Source organism: Dyella sp., from assembly GCF_036746095.1.
In the GTDB taxonomy this organism is placed as follows: Bacteria; Pseudomonadota; Gammaproteobacteria; order Xanthomonadales; family Rhodanobacteraceae; genus Dyella_B.
On sequence record NZ_DAIOEU010000026.1, the window covers coordinates 1 to 20,097 of the forward strand.

General features: G+C 62.3%; 16 protein-coding genes and 1 pseudogene. 2 read left to right on the plus strand and 15 right to left on the minus strand.

Features of this window, described 5'->3' with window-relative positions; translation table 11 throughout:
* Positions 1–397, minus strand: a pseudogene (locus V7M64_RS11985) (flagellin/flagellar hook associated protein); the annotation flags it as partial.
* 991 nt (positions 398–1,388) lie between these two features.
* Here V7M64_RS11985 and V7M64_RS11990 point away from each other — a divergent pair.
* Positions 1,389–6,389, plus strand: coding sequence for a glycosyltransferase family 92 protein (locus tag V7M64_RS11990; RefSeq protein ID WP_333679381.1), 5,001 nt, complete (start codon positions 1,389–1,391; stop codon positions 6,387–6,389).
* A gap of 76 nt (positions 6,390–6,465) precedes the next feature.
* Here the strand turns inward: V7M64_RS11990 and mdtI are convergent, their stop codons facing one another.
* Together mdtI and V7M64_RS12000 are read right to left on the minus strand one after the other, a co-directional pair.
* Positions 6,466–6,798, minus strand: a complete 333-nt coding sequence (mdtI, locus tag V7M64_RS11995) for a multidrug/spermidine efflux SMR transporter subunit MdtI (RefSeq protein WP_333679382.1) — start codon at positions 6,796–6,798, stop codon at positions 6,466–6,468.
* Positions 6,788–7,150 carry an SMR family transporter gene (locus tag V7M64_RS12000; protein WP_333679426.1) on the minus strand — a complete coding sequence of 121 codons (363 nt, stop codon included), beginning with the start codon at positions 7,148–7,150 and terminating at the stop codon, positions 6,788–6,790. The genes mdtI and V7M64_RS12000 overlap by 11 nt, the downstream gene beginning before the upstream one ends.
* 98 nt (positions 7,151–7,248) lie before the next feature.
* On the opposite strand from V7M64_RS12000, the gene V7M64_RS12005 reads away from it, so the two are divergent.
* Complete coding sequence (locus V7M64_RS12005; RefSeq protein ID WP_333679383.1) at positions 7,249–8,187, plus strand: helix-turn-helix domain-containing GNAT family N-acetyltransferase; 939 nt, start codon at positions 7,249–7,251, stop codon at positions 8,185–8,187.
* Positions 8,188–8,249: 62 nt separating this feature from the next.
* On the opposite strand, the gene V7M64_RS12010 is transcribed toward V7M64_RS12005, so the two are convergent.
* The 12 genes from V7M64_RS12010 to flgB form a co-directional block, all read right to left on the minus strand.
* Positions 8,250–8,969, minus strand: a complete 720-nt coding sequence (locus V7M64_RS12010) for a methyltransferase domain-containing protein (RefSeq protein WP_333679384.1) — start codon at positions 8,967–8,969, stop codon at positions 8,250–8,252.
* Between the two features lie 26 nt (positions 8,970–8,995).
* Entirely contained in the window at positions 8,996–10,234 is a 1,239-nt protein-coding gene (gene flgL / locus V7M64_RS12015) for a flagellar hook-associated protein FlgL (RefSeq protein WP_333679385.1), read from the minus strand.
* Positions 10,235–10,249: 15 nt separating this feature from the next.
* On the minus strand, positions 10,250–12,145 hold the full coding sequence (gene flgK, locus V7M64_RS12020) for a flagellar hook-associated protein FlgK (protein WP_333679386.1): 1,896 nt from the start codon (positions 12,143–12,145) through the stop codon (positions 10,250–10,252).
* Between the two features lie 225 nt (positions 12,146–12,370).
* Positions 12,371–13,324: a flagellar assembly peptidoglycan hydrolase FlgJ gene (gene flgJ, locus V7M64_RS12025; protein ID WP_333679387.1), complete on the minus strand. Its 954-nt coding sequence runs from the start codon at positions 13,322–13,324 to the stop codon at positions 12,371–12,373.
* Positions 13,324–14,415, minus strand: coding sequence for a flagellar basal body P-ring protein FlgI (locus V7M64_RS12030; protein WP_333679388.1), 1,092 nt, complete (start codon positions 14,413–14,415; stop codon positions 13,324–13,326). Before V7M64_RS12030 ends, flgJ begins: the two co-directional genes overlap by 1 nt.
* 200 nt (positions 14,416–14,615) lie before the next feature.
* Positions 14,616–15,311 (minus strand): flagellar basal body L-ring protein FlgH, encoded by a 696-nt coding sequence (gene flgH / locus V7M64_RS12035; RefSeq protein WP_333679389.1) that lies wholly within the window; start codon positions 15,309–15,311, stop codon positions 14,616–14,618.
* A 9-nt stretch (positions 15,312–15,320) separates the two neighbouring features.
* Positions 15,321–16,106: a flagellar basal-body rod protein FlgG gene (flgG, locus tag V7M64_RS12040; protein ID WP_333679390.1), complete on the minus strand. Its 786-nt coding sequence runs from the start codon at positions 16,104–16,106 to the stop codon at positions 15,321–15,323.
* Between the two features lie 119 nt (positions 16,107–16,225).
* Positions 16,226–16,966, minus strand: coding sequence for a flagellar basal-body rod protein FlgF (gene flgF / locus V7M64_RS12045; protein WP_333679391.1), 741 nt, complete (start codon positions 16,964–16,966; stop codon positions 16,226–16,228).
* Between the two features lie 6 nt (positions 16,967–16,972).
* Positions 16,973–18,199 carry a flagellar hook protein FlgE gene (locus V7M64_RS12050; RefSeq protein WP_333679392.1) on the minus strand — a complete coding sequence of 409 codons (1,227 nt, stop codon included), beginning with the start codon at positions 18,197–18,199 and terminating at the stop codon, positions 16,973–16,975.
* Between the two features lie 47 nt (positions 18,200–18,246).
* A complete protein-coding gene (locus tag V7M64_RS12055; protein ID WP_333679393.1) occupies positions 18,247–18,933 on the minus strand; it encodes a FlgD immunoglobulin-like domain containing protein in 687 nt (228 codons plus the stop codon).
* Positions 18,934–19,200: 267 nt separating this feature from the next.
* The gene (gene flgC, locus V7M64_RS12060; RefSeq protein WP_333679394.1) at positions 19,201–19,629 is read right to left on the minus strand and encodes a flagellar basal body rod protein FlgC; all 429 of its coding nucleotides are present in this window, start codon (positions 19,627–19,629) and stop codon (positions 19,201–19,203) included.
* Positions 19,629–20,036 (minus strand): flagellar basal body rod protein FlgB, encoded by a 408-nt coding sequence (gene flgB / locus V7M64_RS12065; RefSeq protein WP_333679395.1) that lies wholly within the window; start codon positions 20,034–20,036, stop codon positions 19,629–19,631. The genes flgC and flgB overlap by 1 nt, the downstream gene beginning before the upstream one ends.
* Positions 20,037–20,097: the final 61 nt, after the last annotated feature.

Consider the following 20,097-nt stretch of genomic DNA (forward strand, 5'->3'; position numbering starts at 1 on the left):
TGAAGCTGGTCTGGTTGGCGATGCGGGTGATTTCCGACAGGTACTGCTGCACCGAGGTGTCGATCGCGGCGCGGTCGGAGGACTGGTACGTGCCGTTGGCGGACTGCACGGCCAAGTCACGGATGGACTGCAGGTTGGAGGTGATCTGGCTCAGCGCGGAACCCGCGGTCTGGGCCAGGTTGATGGCATCGCTGGCGTTGGTGCTGGCTTGTCCCAGGCCGCCGATCTGCGTCTGGAAACGGCTAGCAATGGCGAAGCCCGCAGCATTGTCCGCCGCGCTGTTGATCTTCAGGCCCGACGACAGGTCGCGGGTGGCGGTGGACAGCGCACTGCCCGACTTGCTCAGGTTGTTCTGGGCAGTCAGCGAAGCAATGTTGGTGTTTAGAACGAGTGACATGGAAGTCTCCTGAAACCGGATAAGTGGTACTCAAGCCGGCGGGATCCAGTCACGTTTTGCTGTGCCGACCGCCTCAGGGACTTTTTCGGCGCTGGCGAGGATTACTTGAGAAATTTTTTGTTGTCTGGCCAAAGAGATGGGTGCGAAAAGTGTGATGGGGAGCGCTAAAGGTTTTGATGGCGCGGTCGAGGCGTGCGGTTTTTTTGGTTGTCGCGGTACGTCGATGGGGTTCTTTGCGCGGTGGCTCTCGACGCATTGTTGCGACATTGCCTGCGGCGCTTTCGGACCCTAAAGGGCCCGAGTCACTTTTCTTTGCTGGCCCAAAGAAAAGTAACCCAAAGAAATGGCCTGAAGAGCTCATGGCGTAGTGCGGGTTACAAGCCTGGAGGTTTGACGCCATGCCTTGATCGTTAGCGGACCAAGCTCACGCCGCCCCGCTATACCGCAACGCGCCAAAGCACTGAGGACTTAAAGCTCGCAAACAGTTGAGCTTGATCGAGTACCGCTTTGAGCCCTCAACGCTTCGGCGCGTTGCGGTATAGCGGGAAGGTAGAACCTGTGGCGACCAACGATTTCTCAAAGGCCGTAAACGTTCAGGCTTTTATTTTCCTGTGCCGCGAGCCTTTGAGGCCGTTTCTTTGGGTTACTTTTCTTTGGGCCAGCAAAGAAAAGTGACTCGGTCGCCTACGGCGACCGAAAGCGCCGCAGGCAATGCCTCAATCTGCGAAGTGCAGCGACAGTGCGTTATGTCGGCGGGTGCTTCGCACAGCGCGTACTCGACCCGGATGCCGACCTCAGCCGGCACGAAGACGAAGTAATACCAACGCCAGCGCGAGGCTGTCCTTCACCCCAACCCTCTCCCAGAAGGGTAAGCGCCCAAGTTGGCACCAACATTGCTCCCACCCTCGCATACCCGGCCTGGAACGCGCCGGAAGCGTCAGATTTCCGACGCTCGCGCGTCCATGGCACATAGACCAGACGAGGAAACCCCATGCGTTGCGTGCTTGCGATTTGCGCCGTATTCAAGGATGAAGCCGCCTACCTGCGCGAATGGATCGAGTTCCATCAGCTCATGGGCGTGGAACGCTTCTATCTCTACAACAACAACAGCGCGGATCGTTACCTCGATGTACTGCAACCGCATATCGCCTCCGGCGCGGTGGTGCTGCACGAATGGCCGCAGCATCCGGCGCAGTTGCAGGCGTACGAGCACTGCCTGAAGACGCACGGCAGCGAAGCGGACTGGATCGCCTTCATCGACGTGGACGAATTCCTGTTCGCCCCCGATGCCAACTATTTGCCGGACGTGCTGGCCGACTACGCGGAGCATCCCGGCGTGGGCGTGAACTGGGTGATGTTCGGCTCCGCCGGGCACCAGCAAAAGCCGCCAGGCGGCGTGCTGGAGAACTACCTGCGCCGCGGCGACCTCAACGGCGGCGTGCCGTACGCGCACCTGCGCCTGCCGGACGGCAGCTACCGTTCGGAGAACGCACATATAAAAAGCATCGTGCAGCCGTCCAAGGTGGCGGCCTGCAAGAACGCGCATTTCATGCTCTATGCCGACAACGCGCGGGCGGTCGACGAGAACGGCCAGCCGATCGATGGCCCGTTCACCAGCAGGGTCTCGGTGAACAAGCTGCGCATCAATCATTACTGGAGCAAATCGGAAGAGGAATGCCGCCGCAAGTTCGACAAGGGCTTTGCCGATGGCAAGGGCTCGCGCGACTGGAACGAATTCCTGGCGCACGACGAAATCCTCAACAGCGCCCACGACGACACCGTATTGCGCGTGGTGGCGCAACTGGGCGTGCTGCCGTCCAGCTGGCCCCTGGACGCCTTCCTGCAGAACGACGAGGGCGTGTGGCATGCGCCGTTGCGCAACCGCCCGGTGCACACCTCGCTGCACGCGCTTGCCGCGCAGGTGTACGACGTGGTGAAAGAGGCCGCCGATACCAGCGTGTATTCCGCGGCACTGGTGAAGGAAATCCACAGCCGCAGCAGCGCCTTGCAGCTGTCGCCCCGCCGCGCCAACCTGCTGCAGGCATGGGAGGATCTTCCCGCCGGCACGCGCGTGCTGGAAATCGGATGCGGCGGCGGCGTGCTGACGCGCGCATGGGTCGAACGCGGCTGCGCCGTCGACGCCATCGAATACGCCCCGCACTGGGCGCGCGTGGCGGCAGCACGCTTGCGTGACTGCCCGCAAGCGCGCGTGTTTCAGGCGACCTTGCGCGAACTCGCGCTGCAACCCGACTACGACGTGGTGTCGCTCACCTTCGCGGATGGTTACGCCGAAGCGTGGCCGCGTGGCGATGTACTGCGCGAAACGATCGCCATCGCCTCGGCCGCGTTGAAACCCGATGGCATCCTCATGCTGGCGCTGCCCAATCGCCAGGCCGCGCCGGAACGCCGGGACATTCCATCGCGCGCCAGCCTCGAAGCCGCGTTGCGCGCGACGGGACTCGCCGAGATCGACACGCGCCTCGCCTTCCCCGACGCCTTGCTGCCGGAAGTGCTGATTTCCGCACAGGCGCAGCACACCGCGCCCGCGCTGCGCCTGGACGACCTGATCGCCCAACGCCCGCTGCTGCGCGAGGCCGGCAAGGAAGCGACGCAATGGGAAATGCATTTCGAAGCCGGCACGCTGGCCGAACACGCCCCCGGCCTGCTGCTGGTCGCACGGCGCAGCGGCACGCCTTCGCCGCTGCGCGCCAACGTGCTGGCACAAAGCTTTGCCGATCATCGCGTACCGGCCGGCAATACGGTCACCGAATACATTGGGAAACGTGGCGCCGTACAGGTGGTGCCACGCGCCTTGTCGCCGGCTGCAACCTGGGTCGGCTCGGCCTTCGATCCCGTGCGCGAGCCGTATCCGCTCGCACCGGGACGCTCGCTGCTGGTGCTGATCCGCAAAGCCATCCACGCGCAACGCGCCGATCTGTTGGTTGCCTTGCTGCGCAAATGGGGCGCATTGATCTATGCGCAGGCCGACGACGAAGACAAGATTCCCGCCGAATGGCTCGATGCCCTGCCCGCCCATATCTACCTGGACGCGGATGGCGAAAGCCTCGCCTTCCACGGTGGCGAATGGCGTGCCCGGCAGCCGGTGGAAAAGCAGATTCCGGTGTATGTGGGCTTGTGGCAGATCGCTTATGAAGCGGGACTGGAAACCCTGCTCGGCCTGGCCGCGCCGGCCGAGCGCGTCACCTGGCTGTGCAAGCGTCTGCTGATCGACGCCTCGGCGGAGTGGATCGGCCACGGCCGCAACATCAATGAAGCCTTTGCGCGCGAAATCCACGAGGGCGATTGCTGGAACCGCACCGATCGCCACCTGAAGATCCTCCCCGAATGGCTGATTCCGCCGCCGCCCTCGAATCTCTACAAGCATTGGCAGGCGCAGCAGCAACTCGGCGCTATCGCGGTGGCGCAGGCGATGCGCCGCATCGAGGCGCATGGCGCGCCGCGCGTGCAGGTGATCGTGATCGATCGCGGCAACGATGTGGACGCCGTACGCCTCACGCAGGACAGCCTGGAAGCACAGCACTACCCGCACCATCACTTGAGCGTGATCGGCAGCGACGACGACGTGATGCAACGCCTGCATGGCGAAATCGCCGCCAGCGATGCCGACTGGGTTCAGCTGCTTTACGCCGGCGATCAGCTGCATCCCGCCGCCTTGCTGCTGCTGGCCGAGCGCGCGGTAGCGCATCCGTATCTGCGCGCCGTCTATGCCGATGAAGACGCGCACGTGAACGGCGCATTCGAGCAGCCGATCTTCAAGCCGGACTTCAATCTCGACATGCTGCGCAGCTATCCGTATGTCGGCCGCGCACTCGCCTTCCAGCGCACGCGTTGCCTGGAGCTTGGCAACTTGCAGCCGCACTACGGCGAGCTGGCGCCATACGACCTGCTGTTCCGCCTGATCGAAACCGATGGCCTGCAGGCCATTGGGCATGTCGCCGAAGTGATGCTGCGTGCCGCGCTGCCGTACAGCCAGTGGCTGGCCTCGGAGACGGTGAAAACGCACAGCGCGGCGATCGTCGCCAACCACCTCACGCGCATCCGCGTGCCGCACCGCATGGAGCAAGGGGCGCTGCCCGGCTTCAACCGCGTGCTGTACCAGCATGCGCGGCAACCGCTGGTGTCGATCATCGTGCCGACCAAGGACCAGCTGCCGCTGCTCAACGGCCTGATCGACAGCCTGCTGTCCAAGACCAGCTATCTCAATTACGAATTGCTGATCGTCGACAACAACACCGGCGAGCCGGCGGCGTGCGCGTATCTAGACGGCATCGAGCGCCTGAACAGCCAGCAGTTGCGCGTGTTGCGTTATCCGCACCCGTTCAACTACTCGGCGATCAACAATTTCGCCGCGGCACAGGCGCGCGGCGAATACCTGATCCTGCTCAACAACGACACCGCCGTCTTGCATGCGGACTGGATCGAAGCACTGCTCAACCATGCGCAACGGCCGGAAGTCGGCATCGTCGGCGCCAAGCTGCATTTCCCCGACGGCCGCATCCAGCATGGTGGCGTGGTGCTGGGCTTGCGCGGCCCGGCCGACCATCCGTTCATCGGCCAGCCGATGGAAGCGGATGGCTATATGCATCGCCTGCGCGTGGATCAGAACTACACCGCCGTCACGGCCGCGTGCCTGATGATCCGCAAATCCGTGTATGACGAAGTGGGCGGGCTGGACGAGCAGGATTTCAAGGTGTCCTACAACGACGTCGACTTGTGCCTGAAAGTGCACAAGGCTGGCTATCTCGCCGTATGGACGCCGTACGCACGCCTGATGCACGTGGGCAGCGTCAGCCAGACCAAGGTCGACAAGACCGCGCAGGAGGCCAAACAGAAACGCTTCGAAGGCGAGCAGAGCGCGATGTACCGCAAGTGGCTGGCCCTGCTGGCGCGCGATCCCGCCTACAGCACCAACCTCAGCATCGACGGCTCGGGCTTCGAACTCGACCCGCTGCGCAGCAAGGCGTGGCAGCCGTTTGCCAGTCCGTTGTTGCCACGCATGTTCTGTGTCGCCGCCGACGAACACGGCTGCGGGCACTACCGCATCCGCCAACCGTTCGCCTCGATGCAACGCGAAGGCATGGTGGAAGGCACCATCGCCGGCGTGCACCTGACGCCGGTGGCGATGGAACGCTTCCAACCGACGTCATTGGTGATGCAGCGGCAGATCAACGAACACCAGATCAAGCTGCTGGAAAGCTATCGCGACTATTCCAGGGCATTCAAGGTGTTCGAGCTGGATGACCTGATCCAGCAGATTCCCGTGAAAAGCATGTTCCACGGCCTGATGCCGAAGGACGTGGTGAAGTCGCTGCGCCGCGCCTTGTCGACGATGGACCGCTTTGTGGTTTCCACCGACGCCTTGGCGGATGAATTCAAAGGCTTCCACTCGGATATCCGCGTGGTGCTGAACCGCCTGCCAGTGGATTGGTGGAGCGACCTGTCGTCGCAACGCCGCGTCGGCCGTAAGCCGCGCGTCGGCTGGGGCGGCGGTTCCAGCCATCGCGGCGACCTGGAACTGATCGCCGATGTGGTGCGCGACCTGGCCGATGAAGTGGAATGGGTGTTCTTCGGCATGTGCCCCGACAAGCTGCGCCCGTACGTGCATGAGTTCCACACCGGCGTGCCGATCGAGGAATACCCGCGCAAGCTTGCTTCGTTGAATCTGGATCTTGCGTTGGCGCCGTTGGAAGAAAATGCGTTCAACGAATGCAAGAGCAACCTGCGTTTGCTCGAATACGGCGCTTGCGGGTTTCCGGTGATCTGCACCGATATCGTGCCGTATCAGAGCGGTTTGCCGGTGACGCGCGTGAAGAATCGTTACAAGGAGTGGATCAGCGCGATCCGCATGCACCTGGATGATCTGGATGCCACGGCGAAGACAGGCGATGCGTTGCGCGATGCCGTGCTGAAGGATTGGATGCTGGAAGGCGACAAATTGGTGGCTTGGCGGGATGCGTGGATGCCGAATTGATCTCCGTAGACCGGGATGACATCTCGCTATCAGCCTGCTGCTTGAAAGCGGCGCCCAGTCCACGAGTCGCATCCCCTTACACGAACTTCAACAACACCACACCGCCCATGATCATCCCCAACCCTATCCACCCCGAAACCCGCAGTCGCTCCTTGAACATCACGATTCCGAATACAGCCGTGACAACAAGCCCTACGCCACCCCAAATGCCGTAGGCCACCGAGAGCTGGATGCCTTCGATCGCGTAGCTCAGCGCCGTAAATGCCGCCAACGCGCACACTATGGCCATGATAGCCCAGGCTTTCCGTTTGAAGCCTTCGGAAAGCTTCATCAATACGTTCGCGGTGACTTCCAGTGCGATGGCCATGGCCAGGTAAAGCAGATGGACCGGCGCGAAATCAGGCAGCATGATCGCCTCCATTGGGTGAATGCGGCTGCTCTTCCGTACCACGCTCAAGCAGTACGATACCGATGATGATGACGGCGATCGCAACAAGCTTGACCACGCTTAGCGTTTCCGAAAACAGCCAGAAGCTGCACAGCGTGATCAGCACTAACCCCAGGCTTTCCCACGCACCATAGGCCACCGCCAGCGGAATACGCGCCACAGCCAGGGCAAGCGCGGTATAGGAAAGCACCAGCATCACGTACATCACAGCCAATCCCAGGCCGCGTGCGTCAAGGAACGTGCCAAATTTCATCGCCAGCGTACCGATCACCTCGGTCACAATCGCAACAGCCATAAAAAACCAATAACGCATCACTCGCTCCTGTAGTGGTCCTCGTTGCGCCCATGCCGAATTAGTTGACTGAGTCAACTAGTCCGGCATACCGTTCGGAAAACGGCAGGAGACCCACCATGCCCATTTCCGAGTCGCTGTCCCACCAGGCCGAAGCCGTACGCGACTTCAACCGCTTCTACACGCAACAGATCGGCGTGCTCGACGAGGGATTGCTGGGTAGCTCGTTCACCTTGACGCAGGCGCGCGTACTGTTTGAGCTTGGCATCCGAAAGGCCATCATAGCCCGCGAAATCGGCGATTTGCTGGGTCTGGATGCCGGCTATCTCAGTCGCGTGATGCAGGGTTTCATCGCACAGGGACTGGTGGCGCGAAAGCCATGTAAAGAGGACGGCCGGCAATGGTTGCTGTCGCTCACCCCAGAAGGGCGCAAAGCGTTCCGCGAACTGGATCGTATGTCGCATCGGCTCACCGCATTCCATTTGTCCCGCCTTTCGGAACCCGGGCGCCAGCGCCTGCTGAATTTGATGCAGGAAATGCAGCGGCTGCTGTCGCCCGCCAATCACGGCAACCAGGTTGTGGTGCGCACGCATCGCATCGGCGACATCGGCTGGGCGATCGAGCGGCACGGCCAGCTTTATGCCGACGAATTCGGCTGGAATGGCGAATTCGAAGCCTTGGTCGCCACGTTGTTTGCGCAGTTCGCCAGCAGGGACGATCCGGCCAGGGAACGCATGTGGGTGGCCGAAGTGGATGGCGAACGCGTGGGCTGCGTGTTCGTGGTGCGCAATGCGGATGATCCTTCCGCTGCGCAGCTGCGCTGCCTGCTGGTCGATCCGAAAGCACGCGGGCTTGGCATCGGCAAACGGCTGGTCGATGCATGCATCAACTTTGCGACCGACGCTGGCTATTCAAGGATGCTGCTATGGACCAATGACATCCTGGTTTCCGCCCGCCGTATCTACCAGGCCGCCGGCTTTTCGCTGGTGTCGGAAGAGCCGCACCACAGCTTTGGCCATGACCTGGTCGGGCAGATGTGGGAGCGTTCGCTTCAGTAATTCGCTTCAGTAAGTTGTAGGCGGGGATTTCATCCCAGCCTACGTGGCTCTGGACGAACTTATTACATCAGCTTGAACAACTTCCCCGGCACATTCTGAAACCCGGTTGCGCTCGCCAGCATCGTGCCGCGCTGGTACGAAAAACTCTTGTCCGCCGTCGGCTGGAAGAATTCGATGAAGTCCAGGCTGCGTTTGCCGAGTACGAAGCCGCCGATCAATGGCGGGTTTACGGCGTACATCATTGGCACCAGCGCCATCATGGAACTGGCAGGCACGCCGATCAGGTGTTCTTCCAGGTCGCCGCTTTGCTGGCTGTGCTGCGGGTAGAACCACAGCGGCGTGCTGATGAAGAGAAACGAATTTTCGCCCATGCTGGTGAGCAGCGTGCGCAGCAGCCACTTGGCCGTTTCCGCATTGAGATGCTCGATGACGTCGAGCAGGCAGATGATGTCGTAGCTGGCAAGGCGATCGGAAGGAATGCTCTGCGCCAGGCCGTGCCAGGCGTTGCGATAGATCTTTCGTTCGAACAGGGCCTGGTTGTTGAAGGCGCCTTCGAAACCATCCACCGCATCGACCGACCAATGCTGCGTGGCCGGGTGGCTCTTGAGCAGTTCGCCCAGGCCGCCCTTGCCGAAGCCGATATCCAGCACTTCGACGTTGGCGGCGTTGTCCTGCATGATGTGGAAGATCAGTTCCTTGGGCGCCGCCGATTCGCCGCCCGGCACCAGCTGCGTGTCGATGGTATCGATCTGTGTGTAGTCTTTGAGAACTTGCCGCAGCATGACGTGGCCTTGGGTAAATAAGTCGATTAACGCAGGTAGTCGAACAGGCTGGTGCCCTGGATCTTGGCGAACACCTGCTGCGATGCCTGCAACGCCGTGGATTGCAGCGAGAGATTGCTGATGGCCGAGGCCATGTCGACGTTCTTCACGTCGGACAGCGCGCTCTTGTAGGTGATGCTGAGGTCGGAATAGGCGCTGCCCTGCTGCTGCAGCGTATCGATGCGGCTGCCGACGGAAACCTGTGCATTGGACACCGCATTCATCGACTGGTTGAGCGATTCGAGCTGGCGGTTGAGCGTGTTGGTGATGGACGTCGAGCTGCCGCCGCTCTGCAGCGCGGTGATCATGTTGTTGAGCGTGGTGAACACGTCCTGCGTGTTCGATGCGTTGTCCGACTGCAGCTTGACCGTGTCGCCTGTGTTCGGCGTGCCGCTCATGTTGATGGTGATGCCGTTGAAGCTGATGCTGCCGCCATCGGTGTAGCTGCCGGTCACCGGGTTGCCGCTGCTGTCGGTGACCGGATTGCCAGCCGCATCGGTCACGCTGTAGCTGCCGTTCGCGCCAAAAGTGATGGTGTCGTTGATGGGTCCGGATGCGGTGGCGGCGCTCCATGCCGCGGTGTTGGTGACACTATTGGAACCCACCACCAGCGTGCCGGTGTTGCTGCTGGCCGCGCTGGCCACGAACGAGCCGTTGCCCGCCGCCAGGTTCATGAAGATGTCGCTGCCGGCATCGCTGCTGGCGACCTGCAAGCCACTGCCGATCGCGGTGAAGGATTGCTGGTCGTTGCCGGCGTACGTGACCGCGCCCGTGCTGGTGTTCGACACGAAGGGCGTCGTGGTGGTGCTGGTTCCAGCAAAAAGTGCCTGGCCGTTGCCGTCGGTGGTGTTGGCAAGCTGCACCAACTGGTCGCGGTACTGCGTCAGCTGCGTGGCCATGTTGTTGAGATCGGCGGATGACATGGCGCCGTTGATCGCGCCCAGGGCAATGTCGTTCACGCTGCTCAGCAGATTGTTGACGGTGGTGAGCGTGGTCGATTCGGTGGACAGGCGCGTATTGGCCGCATTGATGTTGCTGCCGTACTGCGTGTTCTGCGCCAGGATGTGGCTCAGCTGCACCACTTGCGCGGCACCGGTAGGATTGTCCGACGCCACGTTGATCGCATTGCCGGTGCTGATTTCGTTTTGCGTCTGCGCCAGCGCACTTTGCTGGTCGAGCATGGTATTGAGCTGTTGCTGATACATCCAGGAAGTCGAGATGCGCATCGGAAAACCTTGGCTTTAGCCGTTCTGAAGGGCGGTGATCAGACTGGTGAAGATCTGCTCGGCGGTGGAGATCACCTGCGCCGAAGCCTGGTAGGCCTGCTGGAACTGCACCATGTTGGCCGCCTCCTGGTTGAGGTTGACGCCGGCATAGCTTTGCTGCGTGCTCATGGCCTGGTTGTAGATATTCGTTTGCGTGGTGAGATCGGCATTGGCCAGGCTGCCGGCGCTGCCGATCTGTGCGGTGAGGTTGGCGTAGTTGGCGATCACCGAGGTCTTGCCGCCATTGGTCACACCTGCCTCCGACAGCGCAGCCAGTGACAGAGCATTGCTGTTGTCATTGAGGCCATTGGTATTGGCCGCTACCTTGAACGTGTCGCCGCTGGCCGGCACACCGGTCAGGCTCAGGCTCCAGCCATCGGCCGTGATCGGCTGTCCTGACGTGTACGTGCCGGTGGTGGTGTTGCCCGCGCCATCGGTAATCGAGTAATTGCCGCCCGCGCCGAACGTGACGGTGGCGCCGGCAAGCAGATTGCTGTTGGCCGAATTGCTCACGCTGACCGGACCCGCCTTGCCGGTACCGATATTGCCGGTGCCTGCCGAAGCCGTCAGCGCGGCAGCGGCGGCAATGCCGTTCGGATCGGTCATCGCCACTGACAGCGACGTCGACGCACTGCGCGTCGGTTCGATTTCGTAGCTGTCGCCGGTCTGCGCCGTGCCGGATACGCCGAAGGTAAGGCCATCCGCGGACAGCGTGCCGTTGCCGTTGGCGGTAAGCGCCACGTTCTGGCCGCTCGTCGTCGATAGCGTCCAGCCATTGGTGCCGGTACCCGCACCGGTGTAGCGCAGCAGATAGTCGGACGTGGTGAGCTGTGACACATCGCTCACCGACGCGGTTACCGTGGCGCCGCCGGCGGAATTCTTGCTCGACGGCAACACCGCCGGCGAACCGACACTGAAAATAGGCTTGCCTTGCTGGCCATTGAGATCCAGTCCGGCCGCCTGCTGGCCGTTGACGCTGGAAGCCAATGCAATCGCCGATTGTCCCAGCGCGTTCTGCGCAGGCTGCAGCACGGTGTCGCGGTAGTTCACCAGCGCACCCAGCGTGCCGCCGCTCAGCTGTGAGGTGATGTCGTTGCCCGCGCTGTCGTACACATCGGTGCTGCCTGGATCGTATTGATTGGCGCCGCTGGCCAGCGCATACGACTGCGCGCCGCTTACCAGGGTGCCGCCGGCCGAGGTGTAGACGCTGATCGAACCGTCGTTGTTGGTGGATGCGGAAATACCGGTCAGCCCGGACAGTTGCTGCACCAGCGTGTCGCGCTGATCAAGCAGGGCGTTCGGGTTGCCGGTGCTGCCGGCCTGCAGAATCTGGTTGTTGAGCTTGGCGATCTGCGTAGCCAGCGTGTTGATGCTGGTGACGGTGCCACCGATCTGTTGATTGACCTGCGCCGATTGCTTGCCGAGCTGCTGGCCGAGCGTGTTGAACACATTGGTCAGCGAGGAAGCGCTACCCAAGGCCGCCTGCCGCACCGAAGACGAACTCGGCGAATTGGCCACGCTGCTGAAGCCGCTGTAGAGGTTATCCAGCGAGGTCTGCAGGTTGCCGCTGCTGGCGAGGAAACCGTTGAGCGAGGTGGTGAGCGTGTTGGTGGTGGTCGCGCCTTGCAGGTTGCTGTTGCTGCTCCACACCGCCTGCGTCAGGTATTGGCTGTAGGCGCGCTGCACGGCTGTGACGTTCACGCCGGAGCCGATCGTGTACTGGCCGTTGCTCTGGCCGATCGTTTCGGACTGCAACACGCTTTCTTCGCTGTAGCCGCTGGTGCTGGCGTTGGCGATGTTGTTGCTGACCGTGCTCAGCGCGACCTGGGCTGCGTTGAGACCGGAAATGCCGATGTTGAGGATGCTGGACATGGGAGGGGCATTTCCTTGGTCAATGAGCCGTCATTCCGGCGCAGGCCGGTACGCGGGGAGAGCACATGGATGTGCTCAGCCTTGAGGAGCGAGGAATCCAGTTAAAACACGCTGTGCGCAGCACACGACTTAAAAGGTTTTGTGTGCTTCGCACGCCGTATTCGAACTGGATTCCGGCCTGCGCCGGAATGACGACGGCGAGGTGGGTTGGTACCCGTCGACTAGTCATAAATTCGGCACCCCTACCGATTTCTTGAGCGCTTCCAGGGCCTGGCGCATCACGCTGCTGTTGGCGATGGCCGCCACCTTGCCGGCGTACGACGGGTCGGTGGCATAGCCGCCCTCGACCAGCGCATGGGCATAACCGAGCACGTCGTCGCCGCGGCCGCGCGCGCCGGCGTAGCGCGGGTCCTTGCCGATCAGGTCGGCGTAGTCAGCCAGCGATTCGGCCGTCGATTTGTAGGAGCGGAATTGCGCCTGTTTGCGCACGGCAATGCCGCCTTCGTATTCCACCGTGGGCACGTTCACGCGCGAGCCGCCCCAGCCGCCGCCGGCCTTGATGCCGAACAGGTTGAAGCTGCTGCTGCCGTCGGCATGCACGGGCATGTGCTTGCCCCATTGCGTTTCCAGCGCCGCCTGCGCCAGCACGGTGCGCACCGATAGGCCCAACTCCTTCGCCACGATGCTGGCCTGCGGCGCGAGTTCGCGCACGAAGGCCTCGGCATCCTGCGGCACCCATGCCATCGCCTTGCGCGCTGCCGATTGCGTGGCATCGGCGAGGTCGAACAAGCGTTGCTTCCAGTTATCGACCAGGCCGGCGGCATTCGGGTCCACCGCACCGGCCTTGCCTGCATCGCCTTGGCCGTGGCCACCGAGCTGATGGATCAGCAAGTCGGCGATGCCCAGCCCCTTGCCATGCTGGGAGAGATTCAATGAGAGCTGCTGGTCATACATGTCCTGCCAGGCATCGGTGGCCTGGCTTTCGAACAAGGGATCGCCGAAGTTCGCCTCGCGCATCGACTTCAGCAGCATTTCGGTAAACATCGATTCGAACTGCTTGGCGACGGCCGGCAACGCGGCGTTGCTGTCGGTATCGGCCTGATGACGCAGCGCGCTGAACCCGGACAGGTCGGTCCATGTGTTCAGCGTTTGTGCCGCGACGTTGCCGATGTCAGCCATCAGATCACCACCAGATCCGCATGCAAGGCGCCGGCCTGCTTGAGCGCCTCGAGAATCGAGATCAGATCCGTCGGCGTCGCGCCCACTTGATTCACCGCGCGCACGATCGAATCCAGGCTGACGCCGGGACCGAACTTGAACATGTGCGCGCCTTGCTGGGTCACCGATACCGAACTGTTCGGCACCACCTGCGTGGTTCCATTGCTGAAAGGACCGGGCTGGCTGACCTGCGGCTGCTCGCTGATGGTCACCTGGATCGAACCATGCGCCACCGCCGCGGCCGTCACGCGCACGTCCGCGCCGATCACCACCGTGCCGGTGCGTGAGTTGACGATCACGCGCGCGGGCGCTTCACCGGGATCGACGTCCAGCGCTTCGATCGCGCCCAGCCACGCCACTTTCTGGCTGGGATCGACCGGCCCGCGCACGGATACCGAACCGCCGTCCAGCGCACGCGCCGTGCCGGAGCCATACAAATGGTTGATGGCATCGACGATGTGGTTGGCGGTGGCGTAATCGGCCGTGTCGAGATTCAACACGATGTCGCCGCCATGATTGAAGGAATTGGGCACGGTGCGTTCGACCGATGCGCCATTCGGAATGCGGCCGCTGGCGGAAATATTGATCTGCACACTGGAACCGCTGCGGCCCGATGCACTGACGCCACCGACCACGACGCTGCCTTGCGCGACGGCGTAGACATTGCCGTCCGCGCCACGCAAGGGCGACATCAACAGTTCACCGCCACGCAGGCTCTTGGCATTGCCGATCGAGGCCACCGTAATGTCGATGGTCTGCCCGGGCTTGGCGAACGGCGGCAGCTCGGCGGTGATCGTCACTGCCGCGACGTCTTTCAGCTGCGGCTGGATGCCGGTGGAAGGAACCGACACGCCGAATTGCTTGAGCATGTTTTCCAGGCTTTGCGTGGTGAACGGTGCCTGCGTGGTCTGGTCGCCAGTGCCGTCCAGGCCTACCACTAAGCCATAGCCGACGAGTTGGTTGCTGCGGACGCCGGCGACTTGAACCAGGTCGCGGATTTTGTCGGCGTGGGCGGTGGGGATGAAGCCCAGCAAGAGAACCAACAGCGCCACTAAGCCAGCTCCCTCTCCCCTCCGGGGAGAGGGTGGGGGTGAGGGGCGGCTCTTGTCGCCAAGCTCACTTTTACTGCGATGGATGATCTGCATATGCATTGCGCCCGATTTACGTTCGTCGCTAGATTCGCCCCTCACCCCCACCCTCTCCCCGGAGGGGAGAGGGAGCTGGTGGTTCTTGGCGCGAAGGAGTGAAAAGCTCAAAACGGCATCCACTTCGAATTGAAGAACTTCGCCAACCACCCCTGCGTATTGGCCTCATTCAAGGTGCCGCGGCCGGTGTAGGTGATGTTGGCATCCGCCACGCGCGTGGAATCGACCGAGTTGTCCTGCGCGATATCCTCGGGACGCACGATGCCGGAGATGCGTATCAGCTCCTGGCCCTGGTTGATGGTCAGCCATTTTTCACCGCGCACCAGCAGGCCGCCGTTGGACAGGCGCTTGGCTACCGTCACGGTGATCTGGCCACTCAATTGGTTGCTCTGCGTGCTGCTGCCTGCACCATCGAAACTGTTGGCCGAATTGAGCGAGGAATTGGCCGACTGTCCGGCGATACGCAGTGATTGCCCAAGGATCTGCGGCGCACCCACATTCACCTTGTCGCTCTTGCTGGTGGTGGTTTCGGATTTCTTGCTTGCCTGCATCGACTCGACCAGGTTGATGGTCAGGATGTCGCCGACGCGATGCGCACGCGCATCGTTGAACAGCTCCATGTTCTGCATGTCGTGATAGATCGAGCCATCCGGCGGCGGCGGCGAGGTTTCCTCGACCGGCGCGGTGGCGGCCCATTTCGCGTCATCCTGTTTCTGGCGCTCCTGGATGGCGCCGCAACCGGCCAGCGCCGCGGCGAGCAGCGAAAGCGAAGCGATGCGCCATAACACGGATGCATAAGTCATAAATCACCATCAAGTCTTGTTAATCACGAACTGCAACATGTCGTCCACGGCACTGATCGACTTGGAGTTCATTTCATAGGTACGTTGGGCCTGGATCATGTTCACCATCTCCTCCACCACGTTGGTGTTGGACGATTCCAGCGAGCCTTGCGCGAGCGTGCCCATGCCGTTGATGCCGGGCTGCCCGGTCTGTGCCGTGCCGCTGGATTGGGTTTCCAGATAGAGGTTCTGTCCCATCGGCTGCAGGCCGGCGGGGTTCACGAAATTGGCCAGCTGGACCACGCCGAGCGTGGTGGACGCGGTGGAGCCGTTGCTGGTCGCGCTGACCGTGCCGTCGGTGCCGATGGTGACGCTGTTGACGTTTGCCGGCAGCGTGATCGCCGGCACCAGCGGATAGCCGTCGGCGGTGACGAGCTGGCCGGTGGAATCTTCATGCAGCGAACCGTCGCGCGTGTAGGCGACGGTGCCATCGGGCATCGTTACCTGCAGGAAACCGTTGCCTTGAATGGCAACGTCCAGCGAATTGCCGGTCTGCGTGATCGCGCCTTGTGTAAAGAGTTTCTCGCTGCCGACGACCTTTACGCCGGTGCCGAGCAGCAAGCCGGATGGCGCTTCCGTCTGCTGCGTGGTCTGGCTGCCGGGCTGGCCTTCGTTCTGGTACATCAAATCCTGGAACGACGCGCGCGAAGTCTTGAAGCCGGTGGTGCTGGCGTTCGCCAGGTTGTTGGAGATCACGTCCATCTGCGTCTGCTGCGCATCCAGGCCGGTCTTGGCGATCCAGAGGGAAGAGAACATGGGTTTAGCTCCAGATGGGTTTGGTGATGAGCAACAGGCGGCCGATGATTTGCAGCGCTACGTACTCTTCTTTGTCGGTGGATGCGTGTGCGTCGTGTGGCAAGTGCTTGGACATGGCATCAGCTCGACTGCAACAACTTGGTACTGTCATCCGCGTCGTCTTCGGCGGTCTTGATCGAACGCACCTGCATTTCGTACTGCCGCGACAGCGAGATCATCTTCACCAGCTCGGACGAGGGATTGACGTTGCTCGCTTCCAGCGCACCGGAAGTGAGCGTCACCGTGCTGTCGGCATCGGCGGTGCTGCCATCGCTCATATGCATCAGGCCATCGGCGCCCTCGCTCATCTGCGTGGGATCCGGATTGACCAGCTTGATCTGGCCGACCGCGGCGATGGTGTTGGGCCCCTGCCCCATCGGCACGGTGGAAATGGTGCCGTCGTTGCCGATGCTGATTTTCGCGCTGTCGGGAATGGTGATCGGACCACCCGAACCCATCACCGGGTTGCCGCGCGCATCGGTAAGGCTGCCATCGGGTCCGAGCTGCAGGTCGCCGGCGCGCGTATACGCTTCGGTGCCATCCGGCGCCTGCACGGCGATCCAGCCCGGACCGTTCACGGCGATGTCGAGCGAACGGCCGGTATGCTGGATCGTGCCTTGCGTGTCGTCCTGTCCCAGGCCGTGCGCCACCGCGTTGATGCGCGTGCTGGCGCCGGGCCCAAGCACCGGCACGCTTTGAAACGCGCTCAGCTCGCTCTTGAAACCGGTGGTGGATGCGTTGGCCAGGTTGTGGCTTACCGCATCCTGCGCACGCATGGTCTGCGTGGCACCGGTCATGGCGATGTAGACGGAACGATCCATGCGCTATTACCCGCGTGACACAGCCTGGAACAACGTCTGCGACAGCGAGTTCACCGTGCCCAGCATCTGCGAATTCGCTTCGTAGTCCTGCTGCGCCTGAATCATGTTGACCAGCTGCGCGGTGGTGTCGGAAGTGTTGGAGGTTTCCAGCTGGCCCTGCTCGATGTTGCCGAACTGGCCGACGCTGGCCGTGCCGAGCACCGCGGTGCCGGACGATTGCGTCGCCAGCCAGCGGTTGTTGCCCACTTGCTGCAAGCCCTGCAGGTTGGCGAAATTGGCTACCGCGATCTGGCCGAGCTGGCTGGTCTGGTTGTTGGAGTAGACCGCGGTGACGATACCGTCGGTGCCGATTTCCACGTTTTCCAGCACGCCGGCTTCGAAGCCGTTCTGGTTGATGGTGCCCGGTGCGTACGCCGTGCCGAACTGCGTGCTGTTGGCCACGTTCAAGGTCATGGTGGCGGGGAACGTGGCGCCGTTGGTGGGCTGGGTCGGCGTAAAGCTGAGATTGCCATTGGCCGGCGTGACCAGCGTGCCGGCACTGTTGAACGTCATCGCTGCCGTACCGGCGCTGTTGCCGTCGATGTAGAGGTTGGCGTTCCAGGTGTTGTTGGCGGTCTTCACGTAATACACCGTCGCCGAGTGCGAACCGCCCTGCGAGTCGTACACGGTAAGCGTCGATGCGTTGTTGTAGCTGTTCGCATCGGTCGGGCTGAACGGCGTGTCGACCGGCAGCGCTGCGCCGGCTGGCAAATTCGAGCTGACCGAGATGGTGCTGGTCGGCGTCGCCGCACTCTGTGCGGTATTGAGTTGCAGGTTGGTCAGCGTGCTGGTGTTGAAACCACCGGCTGCATTCGGCGGATAGACCTGCAGCTTGGAGCCGTCGGCGGTCACCACGTTGCCGTTGGCGTCTTCATGAAAGGCGCCGTCGCGTGTGTATTGATCGCCGGTGCCGTTGTTGACGATGAAGAAGCCGTTGCCGCTGAGCGCCATGTCCAGGCTGCCGTTGGTGGTTTCCAGGTCGCCCTGCGAAAAGCCTTGCGCAACGCCGGTGAGTTCCGCGCCGCTGCCCACGGCCACCGAACTTAAGTTAAGGCCGGTCACTGCATACACTTCGGAGAACTGTGCAGTGGACCCCTTGAAGCCCACGGTGCCCGCGTTGGCGACGTTGTTGGAAATGACGTTCAACTGGTCCTGGGCCGCGTTGATGCCACTGAGCGCCTGATTGAGAGCCATGCTGTTTGTACCCCCTGATGGATGACGGTGTGCGCGATCGCGCGTCGTCAGTTGATCTGTGCGACCTGGCTCAGCGGCACGCCGCCGATACCCGCCACTTGCAAATACGTACCCGTGCTGCTGCCGCCGTAACCGACGCCGGTCACCGAGCCGGCCACATACGTGGTGAGCGCGGCGCTGTTGCCGCCATTGTTGGCCGAGACGGCGTAGGTGCCATTGGCGACGGCGTTGCCGCTGCTGTCCTTGCCATTCCAGCTGAACGAGGAAAGGCCGGCCGGCTGCGCGCCGAGGTCGATGGTGTTGACCACGTTGCCGTTGGTGTCCTTGATGGTGACCACGACATCCCCGGCCGTGCTGACGTTGACGCCGCCGTTGACCGAGCCGCCGCTATAGGTGAGTGCGTTCGATGGCACCAGCACCTGCCGGCCGACCAGGCTGGCGGAACTCAGCACCTGCGCACTTTGCGCATTGGCGCCGATGCTGCTGCTCAATCCGGTAAGGCTGCTCTGGATGTTCTGCAAGGTGCCAAGCTGCGCGAATTGCGCCATCTCGGCCGCCATCTGCGAGTTGTCCATCGGCTGGGTGGGATCCTGCGCGGTGAGCTGCGTGGTCAGCAGTTGCAGGAAATCCGACTGCGTCATGGTCGAACCGCTCGGGGTGCTGGTCACCGTGCTGCCGGTGAGGCTCAGGCCTGAAGCGGAATAGCTATTGGTGCTGCTGCCTACGGCGCTCATGAGAGCCTCCTTAGGGTCTCGGCGTAGCCCGCGTTGTCACGGTGCGTCCGCCAGGTGGTAGTGTGCGGCGCAGCGCTTGCCTGGCTGGCAAGCCAAGCCGCGCGCTGCCGCATGGTGGACGCACCGTGGCAACCCTTCGGGCCGGAGCTGTTTGCTCGCCGGGCGGCGTCCTCTCTCAGTTGTGTATCGACATACACGCCTTCGTTCCTCCTTGCCCTACAAGCAAACAGATCCGGCGCGGGCCACGCCGAGACCCTAAGGAGGCTCTTAGCTGCCCAGGTTGATGGTCTTGATCATGAGCTGCTTGGTGGTGTTCATCACTTCCACGTTGTTCTGATACGAACGCGACGCGGAAATCATGTTCACTAGCTCATCGATCGGATTGACGTTGCTGCCGTAGACGAAACCGTTGGCATCCGCCATCGGGTTGCCCGGTTCGTAATGCGACTCCACCGGCTGCTGGCTTTCGGTGACGCCGGCCATGCGCACGCCGACGTTCGCGTTGGCTTCGCCTTCCGCCGCACCGCTCTGTTGCTGCAGCACCGGCGCGAACATCAGCTCCTTCGCTTTGTAAGCGGTATTGGGACTGCTGCTGACGCTGTCGGCGTTGGCGAGGTTGCTGGCGACGGTGTTGAGCCGCAGCGATTCGGCGGACATGCCGGAACCGGCGGTGTCGAAAATCTTCATCAGGGACATCAGCTTTGTCCTCCACCATTGATGGCCAGGCGCAGCTGCTGGATCGTGCTGTTGATGAAGCTGAGGCTGGCCTGGTAATGCACCATGTTGCTGGCGAATGCGGATTGCTCGACCTGCGCATCGACGGTGTTGCCGTCCATGCTCGGTTGCAGCGGCACGCGGTATTTCAAGCTATCGGCGGATTCGCTCGTGCTCGTCATCTGGCCCGGTGTCGGCGTGCTCAAGGCAAGCGCCCCAGAAGGCTCGCCGCTTGCTTGCTGCAATACCTGGCGGAAGTCGACGTCGCGCGCCTTGTATTCGGGCGTGTCGGCGTTGGCGATGTTCGATGCAATCACTTCGGAACGGCGCTGCCACACATCCAGTGCCTGGCCACTCAAACCGAACACGTTGTCGAGAAGATTGCTCATGAATGCGTCCCCGCGGCCGATAACCGCCTGCGGAGGGATTTGAGCAAGTTGCATGCCACGG

Coding starts and splice junctions, on each gene's coding strand:
- V7M64_RS12000 (WP_333679426.1), bottom strand. CDS start 7,150: ATGCGTTATTGGTTTTTTATGGCTGTTGCGATTGTGACCGAGGTGATC.
- flgF (WP_333679391.1), bottom strand. CDS start 16,966: ATGGATCGTTCCGTCTACATCGCCATGACCGGTGCCACGCAGACCATG.
- flgL (WP_333679385.1), bottom strand. CDS start 10,234: ATGCGCATCTCGACTTCCTGGATGTATCAGCAACAGCTCAATACCATG.
- V7M64_RS11990 (WP_333679381.1), top strand. CDS start 1,389: ATGCGTTGCGTGCTTGCGATTTGCGCCGTATTCAAGGATGAAGCCGCC.
- V7M64_RS12055 (WP_333679393.1), bottom strand. CDS start 18,933: ATGAGCGCCGTAGGCAGCAGCACCAATAGCTATTCCGCTTCAGGCCTG.
- flgC (WP_333679394.1), bottom strand. CDS start 19,629: ATGTCCCTGATGAAGATTTTCGACACCGCCGGTTCCGGCATGTCCGCC.
- V7M64_RS12005 (WP_333679383.1), top strand. CDS start 7,249: ATGCCCATTTCCGAGTCGCTGTCCCACCAGGCCGAAGCCGTACGCGAC.
- flgJ (WP_333679387.1), bottom strand. CDS start 13,324: ATGGCTGACATCGGCAACGTCGCGGCACAAACGCTGAACACATGGACC.
- flgB (WP_333679395.1), bottom strand. CDS start 20,036: ATGAGCAATCTTCTCGACAACGTGTTCGGTTTGAGTGGCCAGGCACTG.
- flgK (WP_333679386.1), bottom strand. CDS start 12,145: ATGTCCAGCATCCTCAACATCGGCATTTCCGGTCTCAACGCAGCCCAG.
- V7M64_RS12050 (WP_333679392.1), bottom strand. CDS start 18,199: ATGGCTCTCAATCAGGCGCTCAGTGGCATCAACGCGGCCCAGGACCAG.
- V7M64_RS12010 (WP_333679384.1), bottom strand. CDS start 8,969: ATGCTGCGGCAAGTTCTCAAAGACTACACACAGATCGATACCATCGAC.
- flgG (WP_333679390.1), bottom strand. CDS start 16,106: ATGTTCTCTTCCCTCTGGATCGCCAAGACCGGCCTGGATGCGCAGCAG.
- flgH (WP_333679389.1), bottom strand. CDS start 15,311: ATGACTTATGCATCCGTGTTATGGCGCATCGCTTCGCTTTCGCTGCTC.
- mdtI (WP_333679382.1), bottom strand. CDS start 6,798: ATGCTGCCTGATTTCGCGCCGGTCCATCTGCTTTACCTGGCCATGGCC.